We start from the raw sequence: 24,923 nt of genomic DNA, 5'->3' as shown, positions 1-24,923 counted from the left end.
CGGCGCAACGTGGCCGCCGCGGCGCCGGCGGGGGTAAGCTGCACTCGATGCGCGTCGCCATCCTCGGCAATGCCGGCTCCGGCAAATCGACCCTCGCCCGCTCGATGGCGCGGCCGCACCGCGCACCGGTGCTCGACCTCGACACCATCTTCTGGGCGCCGGGCCAGATCGCGCAGGCGCGTGAGCCGGCACGGGCGCTGCAGGACCTGCGCGCCTTCTGCGAGGCCAGCGAGCACTGGGTCATCGAAGGCTGCTACGCCAGCCTGGTCGAGGCAGCGCTGGCGTGGACACCGCGGCTGATCTGGCTCGATCCCGGCACCGAGGCCTGCCTTGCGCACTGCCGCGCGCGCCCGTGGGAGCCGCACAAGTACGCATCGCGCGCCGAGCAGGACCGGCTGCTCGAGCCGCTGCTGACCTGGGTCGCGGCCTACGACGAGCGCGACGGCGAAATGTCGCGCCGCGGCCACCGGGCGGTGTACGACGCCTACACCGGCCCGAAGCAGCACCTGACGCGCGTGCCGGCGCTCGCCGATGGCGGCTGATCCGCTGGCCAGCGCCGGCTGGCGCGCGGCCTGGCAGGCCTGCGGCGCGGGCTGCGTCGACGACGCGCTGCGGGACGTGCTGTTGGCGTGTTATGAAGAGCCGCCGCGCGCCTACCACACGCCGCAGCACCTGCGTGAGTGCCTCGACCTGCTGCCGCGGCTGGCGCGGCAGGCCGAGCATCCGGCCGAGGTCGCGCTGGCGCTGTGGTTCCACGATGCGATCTACACACCCGAGCGGCACGACAGCGAAGCGCGCTCGGCCGCCTGGGCCCGTTCGGCCGCCTGGGCCGCCGGCGTGCCGGACGAGGTCTCCCAGCGGCTGCACGCGCTGGTGATGGCGACGCGCCACGCCGCCGAGCCGGTCGGCCGCGATGCCTGCGTGCTGGTCGACATCGACCTCGCGATCCTCGGCGCGTCGCGGGCCCGCTTCGACGAGTACGAGCGCCAGGTGCGCATCGAGTACAAGCGGGTCGACGACGAAGCGTTTCGCGCCGGCCGCCTGCGCGTGCTGCAGCAGTTTCTCGCGCGGCCGCGGCTGTACGCCACCGCGCCGGCGCGCGAGTTGTTCGAGGCCCAGGCGCGCGCGAACCTGCGGCGCTCGATCGCCGCGCTCGGAGTTTCAGCCTAGGCGAGCGCCGCGGCGCCCCGCAAGAACTTGCGACCGTGGTCTTGCGTGCCGCGCGAGATGGTTTCCCAGACCTGCGCCGGGAAGTCCCGCGGCAGCCGCGCCGAGACGCGCGCCAGCACCGGCTCGACCTGCTGCACCATCTGCAGCATGGCGGACCACGCCGGTTCGCCGCCCGTCGTGAGCGCAAGGTGCCGCCAGTGGCGGACGTCGATCTCGCCGAACTTGTAGTGCGCGTTCTTCGACCGAATCGCCATCGCCAGGCCGGCTTCCTGGTAGGGGAGCTGGTGGGCACGTTTGCCGATGACGGGCCAGGCCGACAGGACGTCGTAAAGCGGTGTGTGCGTGTAGCTGCCGCCCGCGTTGATGAAGACGGAGAAGTTCTTGGCATGCCCGTCGGGGGCCGCCAGGAGCCAGAAGGCCAGTTGAGCCAACGCAAAGTGCAGGCGCGACTCATGGGGCGACTCGGCGCTGCCGAGAACTTCGAGACACTGCAGCATGCCCGGCCCCTTGTCGTTCTCGTACTTGTGCGCCGGCGGCGTGCCGGTGGCCTGACACATGTCTTCCTGGGGCAGGCGAATCAGGTAAGGATGGCGGCGGCCGCGAGCATCGTCGACCCGCACTCGGTCGAAGCGCTCGACGACGAGTACGGACTGATCGCCGAAGCGAGCCATGGCGGTCTCGGCCACGTCCAACCCGAGCTCGCGAACGATCTGCGCGCACAGCCACTCGTTCTCGACCGACGTGCTGAAGTCCGCGTCGACCTTGGTGACCTTGCCGAGCGGCAACTTGAGGATGTGCGTGGTCGGTGTCGCGTCCAGGGGCTTGCACCACCCGCCGTCGAACCACAGCAGGGCGGTCTTCTCCTGGGCCCCGGCGATGGAAATGCGGAAGTCGGACACGCTGTCGCGGACGCCGAACGCAGGCGTGACAACAATCTCGCGCAGGATGCGCTCGACCTCCGCGTCGCTCAGGCGCTGGTACTCGACCTTGCGGATGTCGTGCGGCGTCTCGTCGACCGGCAGCAGCTGCACGGCGCCGACGCAATCCCGGCCGATGGCCGACAGCAGCTCGAAGGCTTCGGTGGACCGGACACCGAACCGGGCGCGGATGCGTCGGCGAATGGTGTCGTTGTCGGGCAGCAGATTGTCGGTATCGTCGATCGGCAATGTTCTCAAGATATCGCTGTCCAGCGTTATCGCCTGAATATCGCCAATAAGCGATATCCAAGGACTACCCGATCAGCTTCAGCACCCGCGCCGCCGCCGCGGTGCGCGTCTCGACGCCCATCTTCTGCAGGATGTGCTCCATGTGCTTGGTCACCGTGCGCGGGCTCATCGCCAGGATCTCGCCGACATCGCGGTTGGTCTTGCCCTTGGCGACCCAGTACAGCACCTCGGCCTCGCGCACCGTCAGCCGGAAGGCCTGCATCATGGCCTCGAAGACCGCGGCATCGTCGGCCTCGGTGGCAACGATCAGCCATTCGGCCTCGCCGGTCTCATGGGCCGCCGGATCGTCGCCGATCATGCTGTGCAGCTCCAGCGTCAGCCGGCGCCCGCCGCGGGCGCTGACCAGCGGCTGCGGGGCCGCGCCGACGGCAGCCACCGCGGCCACCTGCTGGCGCAGCCAGTCGATCAACGGCACCGGCGCGGCGCTGCCGACGCTGCCGAAGTAGTCGCGCAGCAGCGTGCGCGCGAGCGCGGTCTGCCACACCAGCCGCCCGTCGGCCGGCCGCACCACCAGCGTCGCATGGCCGAAGGCATCGAGCGCATGGCGCGCCTGGCGCTGTGCGCGCGCGGTCTGCGTGTGCGCGGCGATGCGCGCGAGCACCTGGCGCGGCTCCAGCGGTTTCGTCACGTAGTCGACGCCGCCGGCGCCGAAGGCCGCGAGCACGTGCTCGGTCTCGGTCAGCGCGGTCATGAAGATGATCGGGATCGCCGCCGTCTCGGGATCGGCCTTCAGCCGCCGCGCGACCTCGAAGCCATCCATGCCCGGCATCATCGCGTCGAGCAGCACGACATCGGGCTTCGCCTGCTGCGCGCGGGCGATCGCGCTCGGCCCGTCGCGCGCCACCAGCACGGTGTGGCCGGCCTCGTCAAGCGCATCGTGCAGCAGCGACAGGTTGTCGGGCACGTCGTCGACGATCAGCACCAGGTCGCCGGCGCCGCGGTCGAGGGGGGGGATCAGCGGGTCAGGCATCGCTGGCTTCGTTCAATGCGCGTTCGAGATGAGCGGTGATGGCGTCGAGCTCGAACCCGCGCGCGAGGCCGCGCAGGCGATCGAGGTAGGGCCGGCAATCGGGATGCTCGAGCGCCAGCGCATCGAGCCGCTTGACGATGCCACGGACGTAGCCCAGGCGCACCAGTTCGTCGAGCCCGCGCAACGCCGCGGCGGGCGGCGCGCGCTCGGCACCCGCCGGCGGCTCGGGCGCGCTCGGTTCGACCGCGGCCTGCACCCACTGCAGCGACAGGCGCCGCTCCAGCCAGCCCAGCAGCTCGACCATGCGCACCGGCTTGACGAGGAAGTCGGCCGGCGTGATGCCGACGCCGTTCTCCAGCCCCTTGTCGTAGGCGTTGGCCGAGACGATTGCCGCCGGCGCGCTCGACAGGCCCTCATCGCGCAGCCGGCGCAGCGTCGTCCAGCCGTCGATGCCCGGCATCGCCAGGTCGAGGAAGAGCGCGTCGACTTCGGTGCTGCGCAGCGTGGCCAGCGCTTCTTCGCCGGAAGCGGCCTGCAGCAGCTCGAAGCCCAGCGGCGCGAGGCGATCGGCCAGCAGGCGGCGGTCGGCCTCTTCGTTGTCGACGACCAGCAGGCGGCGCCGTGGGCCTTCGTAGCCGAGCACGCGCCGCGGCGCGAGCCGGTGGCGCGGGTCGTGGCCGGCGGCGAGCTCGGGCAGGTAGAGCTTGATCGAGAAGCAGGTGCCGACACCGGGGGTCGAACGCACGCTCATTTCGCCGCCCATCAGGTCGGTCAGCATGCGGGCGATCGTCAGCCCCAGGCCGGTGCCACCGGCCGCGGCGACGCCGGCCGCGGTGCCGCGTTCGAAGGGCTCGAACACACGCTGCAGCTCGGCCTCGCCCATGCCGGGCCCCGTGTCCTCGATCTCGAAGCGGGCCATCTCGCGCGCATACGCGCTGCGCAGGATCACCCGGCCGGCGCGCGTGAACTTCACCGCATTGCCGAGCAGGTTGATCAGGATCTGGCGCAGCCGCTTCTCGTCGGCACGCACCAGCGCCGGCAGTGGGCTCGAGCGCTGGTGCTCGAAGCTCAGGCCCCGTGCCGCGGCCTGCAGCTCGAACATGCGGGCGATCTCGTCAAGCCCCTCGGCCAGGCGCATCGCCGAGGGTTCCAGCGTCAGCCGGCCGCTCTCGATGCGGGCGATGTCCAGCGTGCCCTCGATCAGGCTCAGCAGGTGGTCGCCGCCGCGGCGGATCACCTGCACCGCGCCGCGGCGGTGCTCGGGCACCGCCGGGTCGTCCTCCAGCAGCTGGGCATAACCGAGGATCGAGTTCAGCGGCGTGCGCAGCTCGTGGCTGATCGTCGTGATGTAGCGGCTCTTGGCCTGGTTGGCCGCGTCGGCAGCGGCCTTGGCCTGCTGCAGCTGCGCATCGGTGCGCTGGTGCGACTGGATCTCGCGCTGCAGCGCGTCGGCCTGCTCCTGCATCGCCTGGGTCTGGCGGCGCGTCTCCTGCTGCGCTAGCTGCCGGCTGCGCTGCGCCAGCACCAACCACCAGGCGACCATGCCGGCGACCAGCAACAACACCAGAAAGGCCTGGCCATAACCGGCGCGCAGCAGCGGCGCGATCAGCGCCGCCTCGTGCGGCCCGCCGGCGGCCAGCGTGCGCAGGCCCAGCAGGTACAGGCCACTGAACACCGCGCCGAGCAGCGGCACCACCGCCAGCATCAGCAGCAGGTAGTGCGCGAGCCCGCTCTCCAGGTGCGGCGCCATGCGGCGGGGCAAGAGCCGCTGGCACAGCCGCAGCCATTGCGCCGACAGGCGTGCGTCGGGCTTGCACAGGTCGTCGCAGCGGGCGTCGAGCGTGCAGCACAGCGAGCAGATCGGGCCGCCGTAGGCGGGGCATTGCGCCATGTCCTCGGGCTCGTAGTCGCGCTCGCAGATGCAGCAGCGGGCGAGGCGCGGGCCGCGCAGGGCGGCGGCCAACGGCGGGCCGGCGTCCTCATCGGGTTCCGCACGCCGCGCCAGGTAGTAGCGCCCCCGCGTGGCCCAGGCGATCAGCGGCGATGCCAGCATCGCGGTGACCAGCGCGATCATCGCGGAGAAGGCCTGCGCGGTGGGCCCGAAGGCACCCAGGTGCGCGGCCACCGACAGCAGCGACGCGATGCCCATCGCGCCGACGCCGACCGGATTGATGTCGTACAGATTCGCGCGCCGGAACTCGATGCCCGGCGGTGACAGCCCGAGCGGCTTGTTGATCACCAGGTCGGCGACGACGGCCATCATCCAGGCGATCGCGATGTTGCTGTACAGGCCGAGCACATGGCCGAGCGCCTGGAAGACGTTCATCTCCATCAGCACCAGCGCGATCAGCGTGTTGAAGACGACCCACACCACGCGGCCCGGGTGGCTGTGCGTCAGCCGCGAGAAGAAGTTGCTCCAGGCCAGCGACCCGGCATAGGCGTTGGTGACGTTGATCTTCAGCTGCGAGATGACGACGAAGAGCGCCGTCGCGGCGACCGCCCAGCCGTAGTCGCTGAACACGTATTCCCAGGCCGCCAGGTACATCTGGTTGGGATCGACAGCGCGTTCGGGCGGCACCATGTGCTTGAGCGCCAGGTAGGCGAGCACCACGCCGGCCATCATCTTCAGCACGCCGACGATGACCCAGCCCGGGCCGCCGAGCAGCGTGCCCCACCACCAGCGCGCGGCGCGGCCGGGCTGCTTCTCGGGCATGAAGCGCAGGTAGTCGGCCTGCTCGCCCATCTGCGTGATCAGCGCGATGCCGACCGTCAGCGCGGCGCCGAAGGCATGCAGGTCGAAGCCGGCGAATTGACCGCTCACGCCGCCGAAGCTGGTCAGCCCGGCCAGCTCTTCCGGGCTCTTCCACAGCACGAAGGCGAAGGGCAGCACCAGCAGCAGCAGCCACAGCGGCTGCGTCCACACCTGCAGCCGGCTGATCGCCGTGACGCCGTGCGTGACCAGCGGGATGACGACCAGCGCGCACAGCCCGTAGCCCCAGGCGGGCGGAATGTCGAACGCGAGCTCGAGCGCATAGGCCATCACCGCCGCTTCGAGCGCGAAGAAGATGAAGGTGAAGCTGGCGTAGATCAGCGAGGTGATCGTCGAGCCGAGGTAGCCGAAGCCGGCGCCGCGCGTCAGCAGGTCCATGTCGACGCCGTGGCGCGCCGCGTAGACGCTGATCGGCAGGCCGGCCAGGAAGATGATCAGCCCGGTGACGAGGATCGCCAGCGCGGCGTTGCTGAAGCCGTGCTGCACCAGCAGCGTCGCGCCGACCGCTTCGAGGATCAGGAACGAGGCCGCGCCGAACGCGGTGTTCGCGACCCGCCACTCGCTCCACTTGCGGAAGGTGCGCGGCGTGAAGCGCAGCGCGTAGTCCTCCATCGTCTCGCGCGCGACCCAGCTGTTGTAGTCGCGCCGGAACGTGACGACGCGCTGCGGGGCGGCTTGCGGAAGCGGGGGGGTCGACGACACAGAGCAACGCACTCAAGAAGCGCACCAGCCGGGGGCGGGTCGATTTGCCCGTTCGCGGTGCGCTTGCAAGCCTTGCGCACCAGTGCGGCGCTGCTCAGGCACCGTCTCTGTGCGTAAACAGCACCGCTGCGGGTCTCGCCTGGCGGCACAAGGCTTGCCAGAATCGCGCCCCATGGACCTGACCCCGCGCGAGAAAGACAAGCTGCTGATCTTCACCGCCGCGCTGCTGGCCGAGCGCCGCAAGGCGCGCGGGCTGAAGCTCAACGTGCCCGAGGCGATCGCGCTGATCACCGCAGCGATCATGGAGGGCGCACGCGACGGCAAGTCGGTCGCCGCGCTGATGAGCGAGGGCAAGACGGTGCTGACGCGCGCCGACGTGATGGAGGGCGTCGCCGAGATGATCCCGGAGATCCAGGTCGAGGCGACGTTTCCGGACGGGACCAAGCTCGTGACGGTCCATCAACCCATCGCTTGAGGGAGCGCGCGACGATGATCCCCGGAGAACTGCTGACCGACGACGGCGAGCTGGTCTTGAACCCGAACCGGCGCACGACGACGCTGGTGGTCGAGAACGCCGGCGACCGGCCGATCCAGGTCGGCTCGCACTACCACTTCGCCGAAACCAACGCGGCGCTGCGCTTCGACCGCGCGGCTGCGCACGGCATGCGGCTGAACATCGCCAGCGGCACCGCGGTGCGTTTCGAGCCCGGCCAGCAGCGCACCGTCGAGCTGGTCGACTATGCCGGCGCGCGCGAGGCCTGGGGCTTCCGCGGCCTGATCCAAGGACAACTCTGATGGCCACCCTCGGCAAACGTGCCTACGCCGAAATGTTCGGCCCGACCATCGGCGACCGCCTGCGGCTGGCCGACACGGCCCTCGTGCTCGAGGTCGAAGACGACTTCACGCTGCGCGCCGGCGGATATGGCGAGGAAGTGAAATTCGGCGGCGGCAAGACGATCCGCGACGGCATGGGGCAGAGCCAGCGCATCAACGGCCCCGGCGCGCACGAGGCCTGCGACCTGGTGATCACCAATGCGCTGATCGTCGACCACTGGGGCATCGTCAAGGCCGACATCGGCATCAAGGGCCAGCGCATCGTGGCCATCGGCAAGGCCGGCAACCCCGACGTGCAACCCGGCGTCGACATCGTCATCGGCCCGGGCACCGAGATCCTGTCGGCCGAAGGGCTGATCGTCACCGCCGGCGCGGTCGACACGCACATCCACTTCATCTGCCCCCAGCAGATCGAGGAAGCGCTGATGTCCGGCGTGACGACGATGTTCGGCGGCGGCACCGGACCGGCCACCGGCACGCTCGCCACCACCTGCACGCCGGGCCCCGAGAACATCCGCCGCATGCTGCAGGCAGCGGACGCGTTTCCGATGAACCTCGGCTTCCTCGGCAAGGGCAACGCCAGCCGTCCCGACGCGCTGCGCCCGCAGATCGATGCCGGCGCGATCGGGCTCAAGCTGCACGAGGACTGGGGCACGACACCGGCGGCGATCGACACCTGCCTCGCGGTCGCCGACCTCACCGACACGCAGGTCTCGATCCACAGCGACACGCTCAACGAGAGCGGCTTCGTCGAGGACACCATTGCCGCGACCCGGGGCCGCACGCTGTGCGCCTTCCACACCGAAGGCGCCGGCGGCGGCCATGCGCCGGACATCATGCGCGTGGTCGGCGAGAAGAACTTCCTGCCCTCGTCGACCAATCCGACGATGCCCTACACCATCAACACTGTCGACGAGCACCTCGACATGCTGATGGTCTGCCACCACCTCGACGCCTCGGTCGCCGAGGACCTGGCGTTCGCCGAGAGCCGCATCCGCCGCGAGACCATCGCTGCCGAGGACGTGCTGCACGACCTCGGCGCGATCAGCATGTTCTCGTCCGACAGCCAGGCGATGGGCCGTGTCGGCGAGGTCATCATTCGCTGCTGGCAGACCGCGCACAAGATGAAGACGCAGCGCGGCGCGCTGCCCGGAGACGGGGATCGCAACGACAACGCTCGCATCAAGCGTTATGTCGCCAAGCTCACGATCAACCCGGCGCTGTCGCACGGCATCGCGCACGAGGTCGGCTCGATCGAGGTCGGCAAGTGGGCCGACCTGGTGTTGTGGCGGCCGGCCTTCTTCGGCGTCAAGCCCAGCGTCGTGCTCAAGGGCGGGTTCATCGCGGCGGCGGCGATGGGCGATCCGAACGCCAGCATCCCGACGCCGCAGCCGGTGCACTTCCGGCCGATGTTCGGCGCCTTCGGCGGCGCACTGGCGGCAGGCTCGCTCAGCTTCGTCAGCCAGGCGGCGCTCGATGCCGGCGTGGCGGATCGCTACGGCCTCGCCAAGCGCATCGGCGTGGTGAAGGGCAACCGCCGGATCACCAAGGCCGGCATGGTGCACAACGACTACCTGCCGACGATGGAGATCGACCCGCAGACCTACGAGGTGCGCGCCGACGGGCAGCTGCTGACCTGCGAGCCGGCGTCGTCGCTGCCGATGACGCAGCGCTACTTCCTGTTCTGAGCGGCCGCCGGGGCCCTGCTCAGGCGCTCGCCTCGGCCAGCACCTGCTGCACCAGCGGCACCAGCCGCTCGGTGCTGTATTCCTTCTGCAGCAGGTGGCGCACGCCGGCGTCCTGGGCCGCGGCGCGGATGTCCTCGCTCAGGTAACCCGAGCTGATGATCACCGGCAGCGCCGGGCGGATGAAGCGCAGCGCGCGCACGACGTCGAGCCCCGACAGCTCGGGCATGTTGTAGTCGGTGATCACCAGGTCGAAAGCCTCCGGCTCGGCGCGCAGCACCTCGAGCGCCGCGCGCGCATCGACGAAGCAGCGCACGCGGTAGCCGGCGCGTTCGAGCAGCGATTCGACCAGCATCACCATCACCGCGTCGTCGTCGACGTACAGCAGCCGCTGGCCGCGGCCGCGCGCGGCGCCGGCCAGCGGCACCATCGGCACCGTCGAGTCGCTGGCGGCCTCGGCGAGCGGGAAATACAGGTCGAAGCGCGTGCCTTCGCCCGGCCGGCTGTGCACGCCGATCGCGCCCTGGTGCGCGGCGACGATGCCGTGCACGACCGACAGGCCGAGCCCGGTGCCCTGGCCGACCGGCTTGGTGGTGAAGAACGGCTCGAAGATGCGCGCCAAGGTCGTCGCATCCATGCCGCAGCCGTTGTCGGCGACCCAGACATGCGCGTAGTTGCCGGGCGGCAGACCCGACAGCGCCTGCACCGCTTCGGCGTCGAGCGTCGCGCACGACAAGCCCAGCTCGATGCGTCCGACATCTCCGGCCAGCGCATGCCAGGCGTTGGTGCCGAGGTTCATCAGCACCTGCTGCAACTGGTTCGCATCGACCTGCGCCCACACCGGCTGCTCGGTCAGCGCGGCGCGCAGCTCGACGCCGGCCGGCAGGGTCGCGCGCAACAGGCCGACGGTGGCCTGCACCAGCGGCGCCAGCGGCTGCACCACGCGCGCCAGCGGCTGGCGCCGGCTGAAGGCGACGATCTGCTGCACCAGGCTGCGCGCGTGCGAGCCGGCCTGCAGGATCTGCGTCAGGTGCGAAGCCGCGGGCGCGTCCGCCGGCAGCGCATCGCGCGCCAGCGCCGCATTGCCGAGGATCGCGGCGACGATGTTGTTGAAGTCGTGGGCGATGCCGCCGGCCAGCGTGCCGATGGCCTCCATCTTCTGCGACTCGCGCAGCTGCGCCTCGAGCAGCTGGCGCCGCGTCTCGGCCTGCTTGGCGGCGCTGATGTCGGTGATCATCGCCAGCGTGCCGGCGTAGCGGCCGGCGGCATCGACCACCGGGTTCATCGACAGCGAGGCCCACAGGTCGGCGCCGTCGCCGCGGCGAAAGCGCACCTCGTGGTGCTCGGCCGCCGCCGCGGCACCGCGGGCCAGGAAGCGCTCGACCAGCACGCGGCCCGGTTCGTCGAGGAAGCGGCCGAGCGGCTCGCCGAGCAGCGCCGCAGGCAGGTGGCCCAGCATCGCCAGCACCTTCGGATTGACGAAGGACGTGCGCTGCGCGGCGTCGAGCATCCAGATGCCTTCGTCGGCGGTCTCGACGATGCGGCGGTAGCGCTCCTCGCTCTCGCGCAGCTCGCGCGTCATCGCCTGCGCCACGGCATGCGCATGCTCGCGGCCGCTGACGAGCTGGTAGGTCAGCAGCGCCAGCAGCAGGCTGGCAACGATGCCGGCGCCGAGGATGATGCGCGGCGTCGCCGGGCCATGCAGCGCCTCGAACTCCGGCAAGGTGCTGACCGTCAAGGTCCAGGTGTGGCCGGCGAAGCCGATGTACTCGTGGGCCTCGTGGCGCGGCGGCGTGCCGCCCGCCTGCAGCAACGCCCGCGCCGTCGCCGATTCGTACATCAGCGCCTCGCCGTTCAGCTGCACGCCGTCGTGGATGCGCAGCGCCAGGCCCGGCATGCCCTCGCCGTAGAGGCTGGACATCAGGTCGTTCATGCGGAACGCGGCGGCCACCCAGCCGCCGAGCTGGCGCCGGCGCTGCTCGACGCCGGCCGGCGCCGGCCCGGGTCCGTAGACCGGCAGCACCATCAGGAACGACGACTGCGCGGCGCCTTCGCCGTCGGAGATCAGGCGCAGCTTGCGGCTGATCGCGACGCCGCCCGAATCGCGCGCCTGCAGCAGCGCGGCGCGGCGCAGCGGCTCGCCGAGCATGTCGAAGCCGATCACGCGGGGGGTGCTGCCGAGCGTCGGCGCATTGAACAGCAGCGGCGCGCGGCCATCGGCCGCCGGCGGCGCGACGTAGCCGATGCCCTGCAGGCCGGCGGCATCGGCGCCGGCGAGCTGGGCATCGACATAAGCCTCGAAGTCAGCGGCCGTGACTCGGCCGCCAGTGGCGTGGAACAGCCCCTGCGCGCCGCGCAGCAACAGCTCGTAGCTGGCGATGCGCTGCTCGATGCGGCTCACCGTCTGCCGCAGGCCGAGCTCGAAAGCCGAGCGCAGCGCGCGCTGCTGCGTGGTCTGCTCGTGCGATGCGAGCAGCCCGCTGATCGCCAGCGCGACCAGGCCGACCAGCCAGGGCAGCAGCGACAGGGATCGTTTGGGCAGCACGCGCTCGGGCCTCAGAACTGGGTCATCTCGCGCGCCAGCTCGGGCTTGAAGTACTTCTCGAAGATGCGCTGCATGGTGCCGTCGCGGCGCATCTCCTGGACCAGCGCGCGCCAGGCCGCCTGCTGCGCCGGCGGCAGCGACTTCTTCGACATGATCAGGCCGTGCGGCACCGGTGGATCGTCGAACTCGAGAATCGTCGTTTCCTCGCGCAGCCGGCCGCTGGAGACCACCGGGTAGTCGAAGGGCTCGATGATCATCGCCTGCACGCGGTTGTCGAGCAGGACCTGGAACAGCGGGTCGAGGTGGCTGGCATAGCTGACGCGCTGCTGCGCGTCGAGCCGGTCGACCATCCGGTTGGCGGTCGGGCTGTAGCGGAAGCTGCGGATCACGCCGAGCAGCAGCTTCGGGTTGTCGACCAGGTCGGCATGCGAGCGCACGCCGGCATCCTTGCGCGCCAGCAGGTAGTACCGGTTCGAGAAGTACCAGGCAAAGGCGGCGAACTTGTCGCGTGCCTCGTTGGTGATGCCCGAGAGGCTGAAGTCCAGCGCACCGGACTCGATCAGTTGCCAGATGCGCGCGCGCGGCATCACGGTGACGGCGAAGCGGCAGCCGCTGCGGCGGATCAGCTCGTCGGCGATGTCCTTGTCGATGCCCTCGCCGGTCTGGCCGGAATAGAGCAGCCCGTGCTCGTGCAGCGCCAGGCTCAGCGGCCGCGAGCAGTCGGGCGGATCCGCGCCCCAAGCCGGCCACGCCAGGCAACACACGATGCACAACAGCAGGCGACCCACGACGCGCATGTTGGTGATTTCCTCGATCAACGGTGCGCGGCCTCTGCCGGGCCGCTACCTGGGTGCCTATTCTGATCGGGAGTTCGCTGCGAATTGGCGCGTTACAGTGCGCCATTGCAAAAGTACCGCCCGAGCCGGCGGGGAGAGCCTGCTCGCGGAATGCGCGCCGACCCGCCGAGTTTCGTCGCCGATGTCGCCGCCCAGGTGGTGGCCTGGCACAACCGCCACCCGCTGGCGCGCCGGATCGCACGCCGCGACGTTCAGAGCGTCGGCATCGTCGTGCTGCCGTTCGCCCGCGAGGGCCAGCCGCCGTGGCACGCCGCGGCGCCCAAGCGCGGGCTGCTCGCGCTGATGTTCCCCAAACGGGTCAACCGCCGGCCGTGGGCCGTCTTCAGCGAGGATGCGCTGCCGGAGATCGGGCCGAAGCGGCTGGCCGCGTTTGCGCTGCGTCATGGCTTCGTCGAGCGCCCCGGGCCGGCCGAGCTGCCCGAGCGCGTGCTGCAGTCCGATCGTGATCTGCTCGACGCGCCGCGCGGCGATCTGCCGCCGGAGCGGCTGAACCGCTACCTCGTCACCGCCGCGATCGACCTCGGCCCGTCGCGTCCGCGGCTGGTGCTGGGCCACGGCCGGCGCATGCCGGTGCAGGGGCAGCGGTTGTGGAGCGTGCCGCGACTGGCTGCGCTGGGCGGCGCGACGATGGCGTCGCTGCTGATCGGCGTCGCGGCGCTGTGGCTGGTGGCGACGAAGCGGCCGGCAGAGCCGGTGATCGCGGCGCGGCCGGCGAGTGCACCAAAGGCGGCCAGTGCGGCCAGCGTCGCGAGCGCAGCTGCCGCTTCGGCAGCGCACGTTGGCGCGGCCTCGGCGACCGCTCCGGTGGCGGCCGCGAGTTCGCCGGCAGCGGTTGCAGCGGTCGCACCACCGGCGCCGGTCGCGTCGGTCGCCGTGCCCACGCCGGTCGCGTCGGCGCCCGCTGTTGTCGCCTCGGCGCCGACACCGCGCCCGTCGGCACCCGCGATCGTCGTGCCGCCGCCGGTGCTCGCGTCGGCACCTGCCGCGGCCTCGGCGCCGGCGGTGATCGCGGCGCCGCCGCCGGCCAGCGCCCCGCTGGCCGAAGCCCAACGCGCCTCGGCACCGCTGGTGCCGCGCCTGAAGCCGGACTTGGCCGAAGCCGCGCGCGCCGAGCGGCAACAGCATCCGGGCCTGCCGCAGCCCGCGAGCCGCCCGCCGCCGGCCGCGTCGGCCGGCCCGGCGCGCTTCTACGCGCTGGTGACGCGGCCGATGCGCCAGCGCGCCGATGCCGAGGCGGTGCTGAAACGCCTGCGCGCCGAGACGACCCGCATTGCGCATCCGACGGCCATCGAAACCGACCTGCAGCAGACGCCCGAGGGCTGGCGCGTCACCTGGTGGCCGTTCACCCATGCGCGGCAAGCCGAAAACGCGCGCGCGGCGCTCGCCGCACGCGGCGTGGCGCTGGAGATGGTCGACTTCTGATGACCGGCGCGACAATCGCCCGATGCTGACGATCAACAAGCTGATTCCCCAGGGCCGCGGCCTCGCGAAAGTGCTGCTGCAGCGCGCGCCGAACGTGGCGCTCGATTGGGACGTGCGGCAGAAGAGCCGCTTCGATGCCACCGACTCGACCGGCCGCGCGCTCGGCGTCTTCCTGCCGCGCGGCACGCAGGTGCGCGGCGGCGACGTGCTGGTCGGCGAGGACGGCTCGCTGGTCGTCGTGCAGGCCGCCCCGCAGCCGGTGCTGGTGGTGCGCCACTGCGCCGAGCACGGCACGCCGTTCGACCTGATGCGCGCGGCCTATCACCTGGGCAACCGGCATGTCGCGCTCGAGCTGAAGCCCGATCACCTGAAGCTGGAGCCCGACCACGTGCTGGCCGCGCTGTTGCGGCAGCAGCACCTGATCGTGCACGAGGAACTGGCGGCGTTCGAGCCCGAGGGCGGGGCCTACGGCTCGGGTGGGCATGCCGGGCACGGGCACGATCATGACCATGGCCACGATCACGAACACGGCCACGACCATGGCCACGATCATCACGGCCACGGCCACGGTCACGGCCACGAACACGACCATTGAGCACCGACCGGCGTGCTCTGCTCGGCCTGATGCGGCTGGCGTCGCCGGCGCTGCCGGTGGGCGGCTTCAGCTACTCCGAGGTGCTCGAAGCCGCCATCGACGCCGGCCTGGTCAGCGATGAGGCCAGCGCCGGCCGCTGGCTGATCGACCACCTCGCGCTCGGCCTGCAGCGCGCCGAGCTGCCCCTGCTCGCCGCGGCACTGGCCGCCTGGCAGCAGCACGACCTGGCGCGCATCGAGGCGCTGAACGACTGGGCGCTGCGCACGCGCGAGAGCGCCGAGCTGCGCCTGCAGACCGAGCAGACCGGCCGCTCGCTCGCCGACTGGCTGCGCCAGCGCCAGCCCGCGGACACACGCGTCGAGGCGTTGCGCGCACTGCGCCCGGCGCCGGCCTGGCCGATCGCCTTTGCGCTGGCCGCCGACTGCAGCGGCCTGGGCGCGGCCGATGCGCTGCTGGGTTATGGGTTCGGCTGGGCCGAGAACATGGTGCAGGCGGCGCTGAAGGCCGTGCCGCTGGGCCAGTCCGCCGGCCAGCGCCTGCTCGATGCGCTCGCCGGCGCGCTGCCGGCCGCGATCGACGCCGCGCTGGCCACCGCCGGCGCTGGCGACGCCGCGCGCCAGAGCTTCGCGCCGCGCTGGGCGATCCTGTCGGCGCGCCACGAGGCGCAGTACTCGCGGCTGTTCCGCTCGTGACCGACCCGCTGGCTACACTGGACCGCATGAAACTGCACACGATCCCCGGACGGACCAAGAAACTGCCGCCGCTGCGCGTCGGCGTCGGCGGTCCGGTGGGCTCGGGCAAGACGACGCTGGTCGAGATGCTGTGCAAGACGATGCGCGAGCGCTGGGACCTGGTGGTCATCACCAACGACATCTACACCAAGGAAGACCAGCGGCTGCTGACCGTCGCCGGCGCGCTGGCCCCGGAACGCATCATGGGCGTCGAGACCGGCGGCTGCCCGCACACCGCGATCCGCGAGGACGCATCGATCAATCTCGAGGCGGTCGACCGCATGCTCGAGCGCTTTCCCGAGGCCGACATCGTCTTCATCGAGTCGGGCGGCGACAACCTCGCCGCGACCTTCAGCCCGGAGCTGAGCGACCTGACGCTCTACGTCATCGACGTCGCCGCGGGCGAGAAGATCCCGCGCAAGGGCGGGCCCGGCATCACCAAGAGCGACCTGTTCGTGATCAACAAGACCGACCTGGCGCCCTACGTCGGGGCCGACCTCGCGGTGATGGAAGCCGACACGCGGCGCATGCGGCCGAACCGCCCGCACGTGATGACCAACCTGCGCACGGGCCAAGGCCTGGCCGAGGTGGTCGGGTTCATCGAGACCAAGGGCCTGCTGGTGCAGGCCTGATTCGCCTTCAGGTCGCGAAGGCGGTCGCGATCGAGATGACCTTGGTGCCGGCGTGGCAGGCGCCGGCGCAGCCGCCATGCGCGGCAGCGCGGGCCTCTTCGAAGACCTCGTGCGCGCAATCGTGGCAGGCGCCGCAATGGCTGGCGACGCCGGTCTCGTCCTGCAGCACGTCGAAGCTGGCGATGCCTTCGCGCACGGCGTGCTGGATATCGCGGTCGGAAACGCGGCGGCAAATGCAGACGATCATGGCGGCGAAACGGGCACAGCTGAGTCGGTGCCGCCAGTCTACACGCTAATACGAATAGTTCTCAATCGTCCCCCAACCCGCGGGGGCTTTGGCCGTGCGCTGCGTCACGCCGCGGCCGTCTCGATCAGCTGCCGCCGTGCTCGCCCATCTGCGATTGCAGGTAGTTCTGCTCGCCGACCTGACCGACCAGCCCGAGCTGGGTCTCGAGGTAGTCGATGTGTTCCTCGGTGTCCTCGAGGATGTCCTCGAGCAGCTCGCGGCTGACGTAGTCGCGCACGCTCTCGCAGTGGGCGATCGCATCCTTCAGGTGGGCCTGCGAGGCGACCTCGACTTTCAGGTCGCACTGCAGCACCTCGACGACGCTCTCGCCGATCAGCAGCTTGCCCAGGTCCTGCAGGTTCGGCAGGCCTTCGAGCATCAGCACGCGCTCGATCAACTTGTCGGCGTGCTTCATCTCCTCGATCGATTCTTCGTACTCGTGCTTGGCCATGCGGCCGTAGCCCCAGTTCTTCAGCATCCTGCAGTGCAGGAAGTACTGGTTGATGGCCGTCAGCTCCATCTTCAGCTGGGCATTGAGGTAGTCCAGGACCTTGGCGTCGCCTTTCATGGCTTGTTCTCCGCGCTGATGAATCCGGCCATTCTCGCGCCGGCCGACCACGGGCGCCATGCCAAGATCGGCCGCTCGTTATCTGCGTTCGTGCCCAGGAGTTGCACCCATGCTCGTCAACTGCGTCGCCTACCAGGAAGGGACCAAGCTCGCCGACATTCCCGTCGAGGCGATCAGCGACTACCTGCAGAAGCCGGGCTGCTTCGTCTGGGTGGCGCTGCGCGATGCCGGCGAGGACGAGCTGGCGACGATGCAGGACGAGTTCGGCCTGCACGACCTGGCGATCGAGGACGCCCGCCACGGCCACCAGCGGCCGAAGATCGAGGAGTACGGCTCGACGCTGTTCACCGTGATGCACATGGTCGAGTTCACGCCGACCGACGAGCTGCGCGTCGGCGAGGTGCATGTCTTCGCCGGCAGCAACTTCGTGCTGTCGGTGCGCAACCGCAGCACGCAGGGCTTCCTCGGCGTGCGCGAGCGCTGCGAGCGCGAGCCGCACCTGCTGCGCCAGGGCACCGGCTTCGTGCTGTACGCGCTGATGGACGCTGTCGTCGACCGTTATTTCCCGATCGTCGATGCGCTGGAGACCGAGCTCGAGGCGATCGAGGGCCAGATCTTCGAGCGTGGCCAGGCGCGCGCGAACATCGAGCGGCTGTACGAGCTGAAGCACAAGGTGACGACCTTGCGGCACGCCGTGTCGCCGCTGCTCGATGCGACGACCAAGCTGCACGGCGGCCGCGTGCCATCGGTGTGCGCGCGGTCGGAGGCCTACTTCCGCGACATCTTCGATCACCTGGCGCGCGTGCAGAGCTCGATCGACGCGATGCGCGACACGATCAGCACGGCGATCCAGGTCAACCTGTCGGTGACGACGATCGAGGAGTCGGAGGTCACCAAGCGGCTGGCGGCCTATGCCGGCATCTTTGCCGTGGCGACCTTCTTCGTCGGCATCTGGGGCATGAACTTCGAGCACATGCCGGAGCTGAAGAAGCCGTGGGGCTACCCGGCGGCGCTGGGCGTCATCGGCGTGGTCTGCGCCTTGATGTGGTGGCGCTTCCGGCGCGCCGGCTGGCTGTAGCGGCCCGCCTGGGCGCACCGTCGCGGCTTTGACCGCGCGCAACCAAGGGCAATAAACAGGCCGCGTCTTGCGAATCATTCTTGTTATGATTTTTGCCCCGAAATCCATTCGCACCGAAAAACATGCACCGCCGCCCCGTCCTCGCGCTTCTCCCCGCCCTGCTGGCCGTCGCCGTGGCGCTGCCCGCCCAGGCCCAGGAGAAGGTCCTGAACATCTACTCCGCCCGTCACTACCAGACCGACGAGGCGCTGTACGCCAACTTCACCAAGGCCACCGGCATCAAGATCAATCGCCTCGACGGCCGCGAGGACGAGCTGGTCGAGCGCATCCGCAACGAAGGCACGGCGAGCCCGGCCGACCTGCTGATCACCGTCGACGCGGCGCGGCTCGAAGTGGCCGATTCGCTCGGCCTGTTCCAGCCGGTCAAGTCGAGCGTGCTCGAAACCCGCGTGCCGGCCACGCTGCGCACGCCGACCTGGTTCTCGTTCTCGACCCGCGCGCGCGTCATCGTCTACAACAAGGTCGCGCTCAAGGGCGAGCAGGTGCAGAACTATGCCGACCTCGCCGCGCCGGCGCTGAAGGGCCAGGTTTGCGTGCGCTCCGGCGCGCATCCGTACAACCTGTCGCTCGGCGCCGCGATGATCGCCCACGACGGCGAAGCGAAGACCGAAGCCTGGGCCAAGGGCCTGGTCGCCAACTTCGCGCGGGCGCCCAAGGGCGGCGACACCGACCAGATCAAGGCCGTCGCCGCCGGCGAATGCGGCGTGACGATCTCCAACACCTACTACCTGGTGCGGCTGATGCGCTCGACCAAGGCCGAGGACCAGCAGGTCGTCAATGCGATCGGCATCGTCTGGCCGAACCAGTCGAGCTGGGGCACGCACGTCAACGTCTCCGGCGCCGGCGTGCTCAAGCATGCGCCCCACCGCGATGCCGCCGTCAAGTTCCTCGAATACCTGGCCAGCGACGAAGCACAGGCCTATTTCGCCGACGGCAACAACGAGTGGCCGGTGGTGAAGACCGCGACCATCGCCAACAAGCAGCTCGCCATGCTCGGCAGCTTCAAGGCCGACCAGTTGCCGATCGGCGACTTGGCGAAAACCACGACGCAGGCCCAGAAGGTCTTCGACCGCGCCGGCTGGAAATGAGACCCCCAAGCCGCCTCCGGCGTCGGCCCCCCAAGGGGGCGCGTCCGGCTTGGGACGGCCCGGCGCCGGACAGCCCCTAATGTGCCGAGACCGCCTGCCCCTTCGCGATCTGCCGGCACAGCAGCATCATCGGCAGCAGCCCGACCACGACGATCGCCAGCGCCGCGGTCGAGGCTTCGGCCAGGCGCTCGTCGGAGGCCAGCGTGTAGGCCTGCGTGGCCAGCGTATTGAAGTTGAAGGGGCGCATGACCAGCGTCGCCGGCAGCTCCTTCATCACGTCGATGAACACCAGCAGCGCGGCGGTCAGCACGCTGCCGCGCAGCAGCGGCAGGTGCACGCGGCGCAGCGTCGCGCCCGGGCCGTGGCCGAGGCTGCGAGCCGCATCGTCCATGTGCGGCGTGATCTTCGACAGGCCCGCATCGACCGTCTGCACCGCGGCGGTCAGGTAGCGCACCAGGCAGGCGTAGACCAGCGCGGCGATCGTGCCGGTGAACAGCAGCCCGGCCTCGACGTGCAGCGTCTCGCGCAGCAGCGTGGCGATCAGGTGGTCCAGTCGCGTCACCGGGATCAGCACGCCGACGGCGATCACCGAGCCGGGCAGCGCATAACCGAGCCCGACGACGCGGTGCGCCCAGCGCATCGCCGGGCCGGCGTGGCTGCGCGCGGCGTAGGCAATCAGCAGCGCCAAGCCGACCGCCAGCAGCGCCGTCAGGCCGGACAACAGCACGCTGTTGCCGGCGAGCGCGAAGAAGCGCGGCCCGAACTGCGCATCGCCTTCGCTCCACGCCATCTCGAGCAGCAGCCCGGCCGGCAGCAGGAAGCCGAGCACCAGCGGCAGCACGCAGGCCAGCAGCGCCAGCAGCGCCTGGGCACCATGCAGCGGGCTGCGCGAAACGCCGCTGCGGCGCAGCGTGGTGTCGTGGAAGCGCGAGCGGCCGCGCGACAGCCGCTCCAGCACCAGCACCCCGATCACGAAGGCCAGCAGCGCCAGCGCCAGCTGCGCCGCGGCGACGCGGTCGCCGAGCGAGAACCAGGCGCGGTAGATGCCGGTCGTGAAGGTCTGCACCGCGAAGTACGAGACCGTGCCGTAGTCGGCCAGCGTTTCCATCAGCGCCAGTGCCATGCCGCCGGCGATCGCCGGCCGCGCCAGCGGCAGCGACACGCGCACGAAGCCCTGCCACGGCGTCAGCCCCATCGCCCGCGCCACCTCGACCAGCCCGCCAGCGCGCTCGAGGAAGGCGGTGCGCGCGAGCATGTAGACGTACGGGTACAGCACCAGCGAGAACATCAGCACCGCGCCGCCGGTGGAACGCACGTCGGGGAACCAGTAGTCGGCGCGGCGCCAGCCGAAGGCCTCGCGCAACGCGCCCTGCACCGGCCCGACGTACTGCAGCAGGTCGGTGTAGGTGTAGGCCATCACGTAGGCCGGCATCGCCAGCGGCAGCACCAGCGCCCACTCGAACTGCGCACGCAGCGGAAATTCATGGCGCGTCACCAGCCAGGCCGCGCCGACACCCAGCGCCGCGACACCGAGGGCCACGCCCAGGCACAGCAGCAGCGTCGTCACCACGTAGTCGGGCAACACGGTGGCCGCCAGATGGGCCCAGGTGGCGCCGGTGCCGCCGGCAAAGACGTTCATCCCGACCGACAGCAGCGGCGCGGCGACCAGCGCCGCCGCGGCCAGCGCGCACAGCTTCAACCAGGGCAGTTCGACGACGGGACGCAGGCGCAGCGCGAGGGACGGGGACGGCACCGGCGCAGTGTATCGGCGCGCTGCCGCGCCGCAGGGGCGCCCCTATGATGCGCGCGATGTCCGCCGCGCCTGCCTGGCTCGTCGTCGATCGGGTCAGCGTGGGCTACGGCCGGCGTGCCGTCGTCGAGGAGCTGTCGATCACCCTGCCCGCCGGCACCATCGGCTGCCTGCTGGGTCCTTCGGGCTGCGGCAAGACCACGGTGCTGCGCGCGATCGCCGGCTTCGAGCCGCTGCTGGCCGGGCACATCGAGCTCGGCGGCGAGACGGTTGCCAGCGTGCAATTGCAGCGGCCACCGGAAGAACGGCGCGTCGGCATGGTGTTCCAGGACCACGCGCTGTTTCCGCACCTGACGGTGCTCGACAACGTGCGTTTCGGCCTGCAGCGCCAGCCCGACGCCGCCGGGCGCGCGCTGCGCATGCTCGAGACCGTGGGTCTGGCGCACGCCGCGCGGCGTTATCCGCACGAGCTCTCGGGCGGCCAGCAGCAGCGTGTTGCGCTGGCCCGCGCGCTGGCGCCCGAGCCGCGGCTGCTGCTGCTCGACGAGCCGTTCGCGAACCTCGACATCGAGCTGCGCGAGCGCCTCGGGCTGGAGCTGCGCCACCTGCTGAAGAGCGCCGGCATCACTGCGCTGATGGTCACGCACGACCAGCACGAGGCCTTCGCGATCGCCGACGACATCGGCGTGATGAGCGAGGGTCGCATCCAGCAATGGGACTCGGCCTACAACCTGTACCACCGGCCGGGCAACCGCTTCGTCGCCGACTTCGTCGGCCAGGGCACCTTCGTGACCGGCATCGTCGCCGGCGACCGGCAGCTGCAGCTCGAGCTCGGGCTGGTGCACAGCCCGCAGCCGGTGACCTGCACCGAACACGGCGACCTCTGCCCGCAGGGCTGCGCGGTCGACGTGCTGCTGCGCCCCGACGACGTGATCCACGACGACCTGAGCCCGGTCACCGCCGAGGTGCTGGCCAAGGCCTTCCGCGGCGCCGAGTTCCTGTACACGCTGCGCCTGGCCAGCGGCGCGACGGTGCTGTCACTGGTGCCCTCGCACCACAACCACGCGATCGGCGAGCGCATCGGCATCCGCCTGGAGCTCGACCACGTGGTGGCGTTCCGGCGCGAAGGCGCCGCGCAGTGCGCCTGATCGATCAGCCGCCTTCGATCTTCTTCACGAGTTGCGCCACTTCGGCGTGACCGACGAAATCCTTGCCGAGCTTGACCAGCGGCTCGAGCTCGGTGCGGGCCTGTTTCTTGTCGCCGGCCTCGAGGTAGATCTTGGCCAGGTTCAGGCGGAAGCCCTGCACCTGCGGCGCCTGCGCGACGACCTGCTTCTGCAGCTCGATCGCGCGCGGATGCTGGCGTTCGGCCGACAGCACCATCGCCAGCGTGTCCATCAGCGCCGGCTGGTTCGGCGCGGCGGCAACGGCGCGCTCGGCGAACTCCAGCGCGCCGGGCTTCTTCTGGCGCATCTTCAGCCAGGCGACGTTGTTCAGCGCGATGGCGTTGTCGGGCTGGCGCTGCAGCACGTCCTGGTAGCGCGCCTCGGCCGCCGGCAGGTCGTTCATCGCCAGCGCGGCGTCGCCCAGGTAGAGGCGAAACGCGGCGTCGGTGGGATGGTCCTTGAGCCAGCTGTCGGCGAAACGCTGCGCCTCGGGCGGGCGTTGCGAACCCAGCAGCGCGGCATGCAGCCGCGTCGCCGCGGTGCTGGCGTCAGTCTTGCCGAGCGCATTGCGGAACGCGGCGATCGCCGGGTCCCAGTGCTTCTGCGAGGCTTCGATCTCGCCCTCGGCGAGGAAGCCGACACCATCGTCGGGCCGGCGCTTCTGCAGCTGGCGCGCCGTCTCGATCGCCTTCTGCGGCTGCTTCTGGCGCAACTGGATGGCGATCACCATGCGGTGCCCGGCCACCGAGTCGGGTTCCTTCTCGATCGCCTTGCGCGCCGAACGCTCGGCCGAATCGGCGTCGCCGGACGCCATGTGCGTCGTCGCCAGGCCGAGGTGGCCGACGGCGGCGTCCGGACGCAGCGAGACGATCTTCGCGAAGCTGCTTTTGGCCTGCTCGCGGTCACCGGCGGCCAGCTGCGCGCGGCCCAGGCGATCGAGGATGTCCAGGTTGGTCGGCAGCGCGGCGGCCGCGGCCTGCGCGGCGGAAAGCGCGCCCTTGGCGTCCTGCGCCCGCGTCAGGAAGTCGATCTGCGCCAGGCGCGCCTGCGCATCGTTGGGGTTGACGCGCACCGCGTCGGCGAACAGCTTGCCGACGTCGGCGCTGCCGGCGCCGGCACGCTGCTTCAGCTCGGCCAGCGCGAGCAGCGCCGGCACGTTCTTCGGATCGAGCTTCAGCACCGCCTCGAAGCGCTGCTGCGCCGCCGCCGGCTGCTTGTCCTGCAGGTCCAGCGCGGCCAGGCCGGCCACCGCCGGCAGGTACTTCGCATCCCGCGCGACGGCCGCTTCGAAAGCCTTGCGTGCACCGGCGAAATCCTTCTTCATCGCCAGCACGCGGCCGCGCAGCACCGCCGGGATCGGGCTGTCGGCCTGCTTGCGTTCGAGCGCATCGATGGCCTTCAGCGCGCCGTCGAACTCGCGGCGCTGGATGCGCGCGCTGATCAAGGCCATGTCGACCGAGCGGCCCTCGTCGGCGGCCGCCAGCTTCTGCAGTTCGCCGAACGCCGCGTCCGGATTGCCGCGGCCGAGCTGCGACAACGCAACCGCCGCATTCAGCCGCTTGTCATCGGGCTTGATCTGCGCGGCCTTGACGAACATCTGCTCGGCGGCCTTGGCGTCCCCTTCGAGCAGGTAGGCCTGCGCGGCCAGCGCCAGCACCTCGGCGCTCGGCTTGCGCTCGAGCAGCGGTTTCAGCGTCGCCAGCGCCTTCGCCGGCTGGCGTGAGCGCAGGTAGACCTCGGCCAGCAGCCGGCGCGCATCGACCGAGCCGGGGGCATGCTGCACCGCGCGCGCCAGCAGCGTCTCGGCCTGCGGCAGCGCGCCCTGCTGCAGCTCGACCGCCCCGGCCAGCTGCAGCACGCGCACGCTGTCGGGCGCCATGCGCAGCAGCGCCTGCAGCTGTTCCTGGGCCTTCTTGTAGTCGCGGCTCGCGAACGCGAACTGCGCCTCCATGTAGCGGGTGTGCGGATGGGTCGGCCGGATCTTGCGCAGCTCCTCGAGCTGCTTGCCGGCGCCGGCGTTGTCCTTGTCGGCCAGCAGCACCGAGAAGACCGCGCCGTGCGCCTCGACCAGGTCGCCCCGGATCGCCAGCGCCTTGCGGTACAGCGCCAATGCGCCAGGGCGATCACCCTTGCCGTGCAGCAGCAGGTCGGCCTTGAACTGCAGCGCGTCGGTGTTCTCCGGCGCGCGCTGCAGCAGGCCGTCGATCGCCGCCAGCGCGCCATCGACGTTGCCGGCCACTGCCTTGAGCTTGGCATCCATCACCACCGCCGACGCATGGCCCGCCGACATGCCGAGCGCCTTGTCGACCGCCGCCTGCGCCTCGTCGTTGGTGCCGAGCGTCGCGTAGGCGCGGGCCAGCGCGACCTGCAGCTCGACGTCCGCCTTCGGGTCGTTCAGATCGGTCTGCCCGTAGTCGTCGATCACCTTGCGCGGCTGACCCAGCGCCAGCAGCGCACGGGCGCGCGCCGGGATCACCGCCGCTTCCGGGTGGCGGTACTCGAGCGCGCGCCGCAGCTCGACCTCGGCGCCGACCGGGTCGCCGCCGTCGAGCAGCGCCTGCCCGAGCAGGAAGCGCGCTTCGGCGGATTGCGGGTTCTTCTCGAGCAGGTTCTTCAGCTGGATCGTCGCGGCCTTCGGGTCCCGCTTCTCCAGGTAGGCCTTGGCCGACGTCATCAGCTCGGCTTCGCTCTTGCCGCCGCAGCCGGCGGCCAGCGCGGCTGCCAACGCCAACGCCGCCCAACCGGCGCGCCGCAGTGCCGGCCGCGCGGCTTGTCCTTCTTGTCCCAT

At 70.8% G+C, this 24,923-nt stretch carries 21 protein-coding genes; 12 read left to right on the top strand and 9 right to left on the bottom strand.

Translation table 11 applies throughout. The annotated features are described in order from the left end of the window. Positions 1-47 precede the first annotated feature (47 nt). Together HLB44_RS07775 and HLB44_RS07770 are read left to right on the top strand one after the other, a co-directional pair. Entirely contained in the window at positions 48-542 is a 495-nt protein-coding gene (locus tag HLB44_RS07775; protein WP_217283563.1) for a P-loop NTPase family protein, read from the top strand. Further along, complete coding sequence (locus HLB44_RS07770; RefSeq protein ID WP_173121973.1) at positions 532-1,170, top strand: HD domain-containing protein; 639 nt, start codon at positions 532-534, stop codon at positions 1,168-1,170. The genes HLB44_RS07775 and HLB44_RS07770 overlap by 11 nt, the downstream gene beginning before the upstream one ends. Here the strand turns inward: HLB44_RS07770 and HLB44_RS07765 are convergent. From HLB44_RS07765 to HLB44_RS07755, 3 genes are all read right to left on the bottom strand, one after another. Next, entirely contained in the window at positions 1,167-2,336 is a 1,170-nt protein-coding gene (locus HLB44_RS07765; protein ID WP_173121972.1) for a HipA domain-containing protein, read from the bottom strand. The genes HLB44_RS07770 and HLB44_RS07765 overlap by 4 nt on opposite strands. Positions 2,337-2,400: 64 nt before the next feature. Then, positions 2,401-3,366: a response regulator transcription factor gene (locus HLB44_RS07760; RefSeq protein ID WP_173121971.1), complete on the bottom strand. Its 966-nt coding sequence runs from the start codon at positions 3,364-3,366 to the stop codon at positions 2,401-2,403. Continuing rightward, positions 3,359-6,838 (bottom strand): hybrid sensor histidine kinase/response regulator, encoded by a 3,480-nt coding sequence (locus HLB44_RS07755; protein ID WP_425500775.1) that lies wholly within the window; start codon positions 6,836-6,838, stop codon positions 3,359-3,361. The genes HLB44_RS07760 and HLB44_RS07755 overlap by 8 nt, the downstream gene beginning before the upstream one ends. A 172-nt stretch (positions 6,839-7,010) precedes the next feature. Between HLB44_RS07755 and ureA the strand changes: the two genes are divergently transcribed. The 3 genes from ureA to ureC are packed head-to-tail and all read left to right on the top strand — an operon-like array spanning position 7,011 to position 9,360. Beyond that, positions 7,011-7,313, top strand: a complete 303-nt coding sequence (gene ureA / locus HLB44_RS07750) for an urease subunit gamma (RefSeq protein WP_173121970.1) — start codon at positions 7,011-7,013, stop codon at positions 7,311-7,313. Between the two features lie 14 nt (positions 7,314-7,327). Continuing rightward, entirely contained in the window at positions 7,328-7,633 is a 306-nt protein-coding gene (locus HLB44_RS07745; protein WP_173121969.1) for an urease subunit beta, read from the top strand. Next, positions 7,633-9,360 carry an urease subunit alpha gene (gene ureC, locus HLB44_RS07740; protein ID WP_173121968.1) on the top strand — a complete coding sequence of 576 codons (1,728 nt, stop codon included), beginning with the start codon at positions 7,633-7,635 and terminating at the stop codon, positions 9,358-9,360. Before HLB44_RS07745 ends, ureC begins: the two co-directional genes overlap by 1 nt. Before the next feature lie 19 nt (positions 9,361-9,379). On the opposite strand, the gene HLB44_RS07735 is transcribed toward ureC, so the two are convergent. Together HLB44_RS07735 and HLB44_RS07730 are read right to left on the bottom strand one after the other, a co-directional pair. After that, entirely contained in the window at positions 9,380-11,902 is a 2,523-nt protein-coding gene (locus HLB44_RS07735; RefSeq protein WP_173121967.1) for a CHASE domain-containing protein, read from the bottom strand. 11 nt (positions 11,903-11,913) lie between these two features. Further along, positions 11,914-12,699 carry a substrate-binding periplasmic protein gene (locus tag HLB44_RS07730; protein WP_173121966.1) on the bottom strand — a complete coding sequence of 262 codons (786 nt, stop codon included), beginning with the start codon at positions 12,697-12,699 and terminating at the stop codon, positions 11,914-11,916. A 150-nt stretch (positions 12,700-12,849) separates the two neighbouring features. Here HLB44_RS07730 and HLB44_RS07725 point away from each other — a divergent pair, with 150 nt between their 5' ends. From HLB44_RS07725 to ureG, 4 genes are read left to right on the top strand one after another with little or no spacing between them, the layout of a single operon-like run. After that, entirely contained in the window at positions 12,850-14,181 is a 1,332-nt protein-coding gene (locus HLB44_RS07725) for a hypothetical protein (protein WP_173121965.1), read from the top strand. 22 nt (positions 14,182-14,203) lie between these two features. After that, positions 14,204-14,776, top strand: a complete 573-nt coding sequence (gene ureE, locus HLB44_RS07720) for an urease accessory protein UreE (protein ID WP_173121964.1) — start codon at positions 14,204-14,206, stop codon at positions 14,774-14,776. Between the two features lie 29 nt (positions 14,777-14,805). Beyond that, positions 14,806-15,468, top strand: a complete 663-nt coding sequence (locus HLB44_RS07715) for an urease accessory protein UreF (RefSeq protein ID WP_173122258.1) — start codon at positions 14,806-14,808, stop codon at positions 15,466-15,468. A 26-nt stretch (positions 15,469-15,494) separates the two neighbouring features. Further along, positions 15,495-16,139, top strand: coding sequence for an urease accessory protein UreG (gene ureG, locus HLB44_RS07710; RefSeq protein WP_173121963.1), 645 nt, complete (start codon positions 15,495-15,497; stop codon positions 16,137-16,139). A 7-nt stretch (positions 16,140-16,146) separates the two neighbouring features. On the opposite strand, the gene HLB44_RS07705 is transcribed toward ureG, so the two are convergent. Next, positions 16,147-16,386, bottom strand: a complete 240-nt coding sequence (locus tag HLB44_RS07705; RefSeq protein WP_173121962.1) for a (2Fe-2S)-binding protein — start codon at positions 16,384-16,386, stop codon at positions 16,147-16,149. A gap of 124 nt (positions 16,387-16,510) precedes the next feature. Continuing rightward, the gene (gene bfr / locus HLB44_RS07700; RefSeq protein ID WP_173121961.1) at positions 16,511-16,993 is read right to left on the bottom strand and encodes a bacterioferritin; all 483 of its coding nucleotides are present in this window, start codon (positions 16,991-16,993) and stop codon (positions 16,511-16,513) included. A 109-nt stretch (positions 16,994-17,102) separates the two neighbouring features. Between bfr and corA the strand changes: the two genes are divergently transcribed. Together corA and HLB44_RS07690 are read left to right on the top strand one after the other, a co-directional pair. Continuing rightward, positions 17,103-18,071 (top strand): magnesium/cobalt transporter CorA, encoded by a 969-nt coding sequence (corA, locus tag HLB44_RS07695; protein WP_173121960.1) that lies wholly within the window; start codon positions 17,103-17,105, stop codon positions 18,069-18,071. A 122-nt stretch (positions 18,072-18,193) separates the two neighbouring features. Continuing rightward, on the top strand, positions 18,194-19,219 hold the full coding sequence (locus tag HLB44_RS07690) for an extracellular solute-binding protein (RefSeq protein ID WP_173121959.1): 1,026 nt from the start codon (positions 18,194-18,196) through the stop codon (positions 19,217-19,219). Between the two features lie 76 nt (positions 19,220-19,295). Here HLB44_RS07690 and HLB44_RS07685 read toward each other — a convergent pair whose 3' ends face one another. Then, a complete protein-coding gene (locus HLB44_RS07685; RefSeq protein ID WP_425500774.1) occupies positions 19,296-20,972 on the bottom strand; it encodes an ABC transporter permease in 1,677 nt (558 codons plus the stop codon). Between the two features lie 47 nt (positions 20,973-21,019). Between HLB44_RS07685 and HLB44_RS07680 the strand changes: the two genes are divergently transcribed. Beyond that, positions 21,020-22,117, top strand: a complete 1,098-nt coding sequence (locus HLB44_RS07680; RefSeq protein WP_217283562.1) for an ABC transporter ATP-binding protein — start codon at positions 21,020-21,022, stop codon at positions 22,115-22,117. Positions 22,118-22,121: 4 nt separating this feature from the next. Here the strand turns inward: HLB44_RS07680 and prsT are convergent, their stop codons facing one another. Further along, entirely contained in the window at positions 22,122-24,923 is a 2,802-nt protein-coding gene (gene prsT, locus HLB44_RS07675; protein ID WP_173121957.1) for an XrtA/PEP-CTERM system TPR-repeat protein PrsT, read from the bottom strand.

Source organism: Pseudaquabacterium terrae (assembly GCF_013266755.1).
Taxonomy (GTDB): Bacteria; Pseudomonadota; Gammaproteobacteria; order Burkholderiales; family Burkholderiaceae_C; genus Pseudaquabacterium; species Pseudaquabacterium terrae.
Note: the sequence above shows the minus strand (reverse complement) of the source record. Positions and strands in the feature narration are given on the sequence as shown.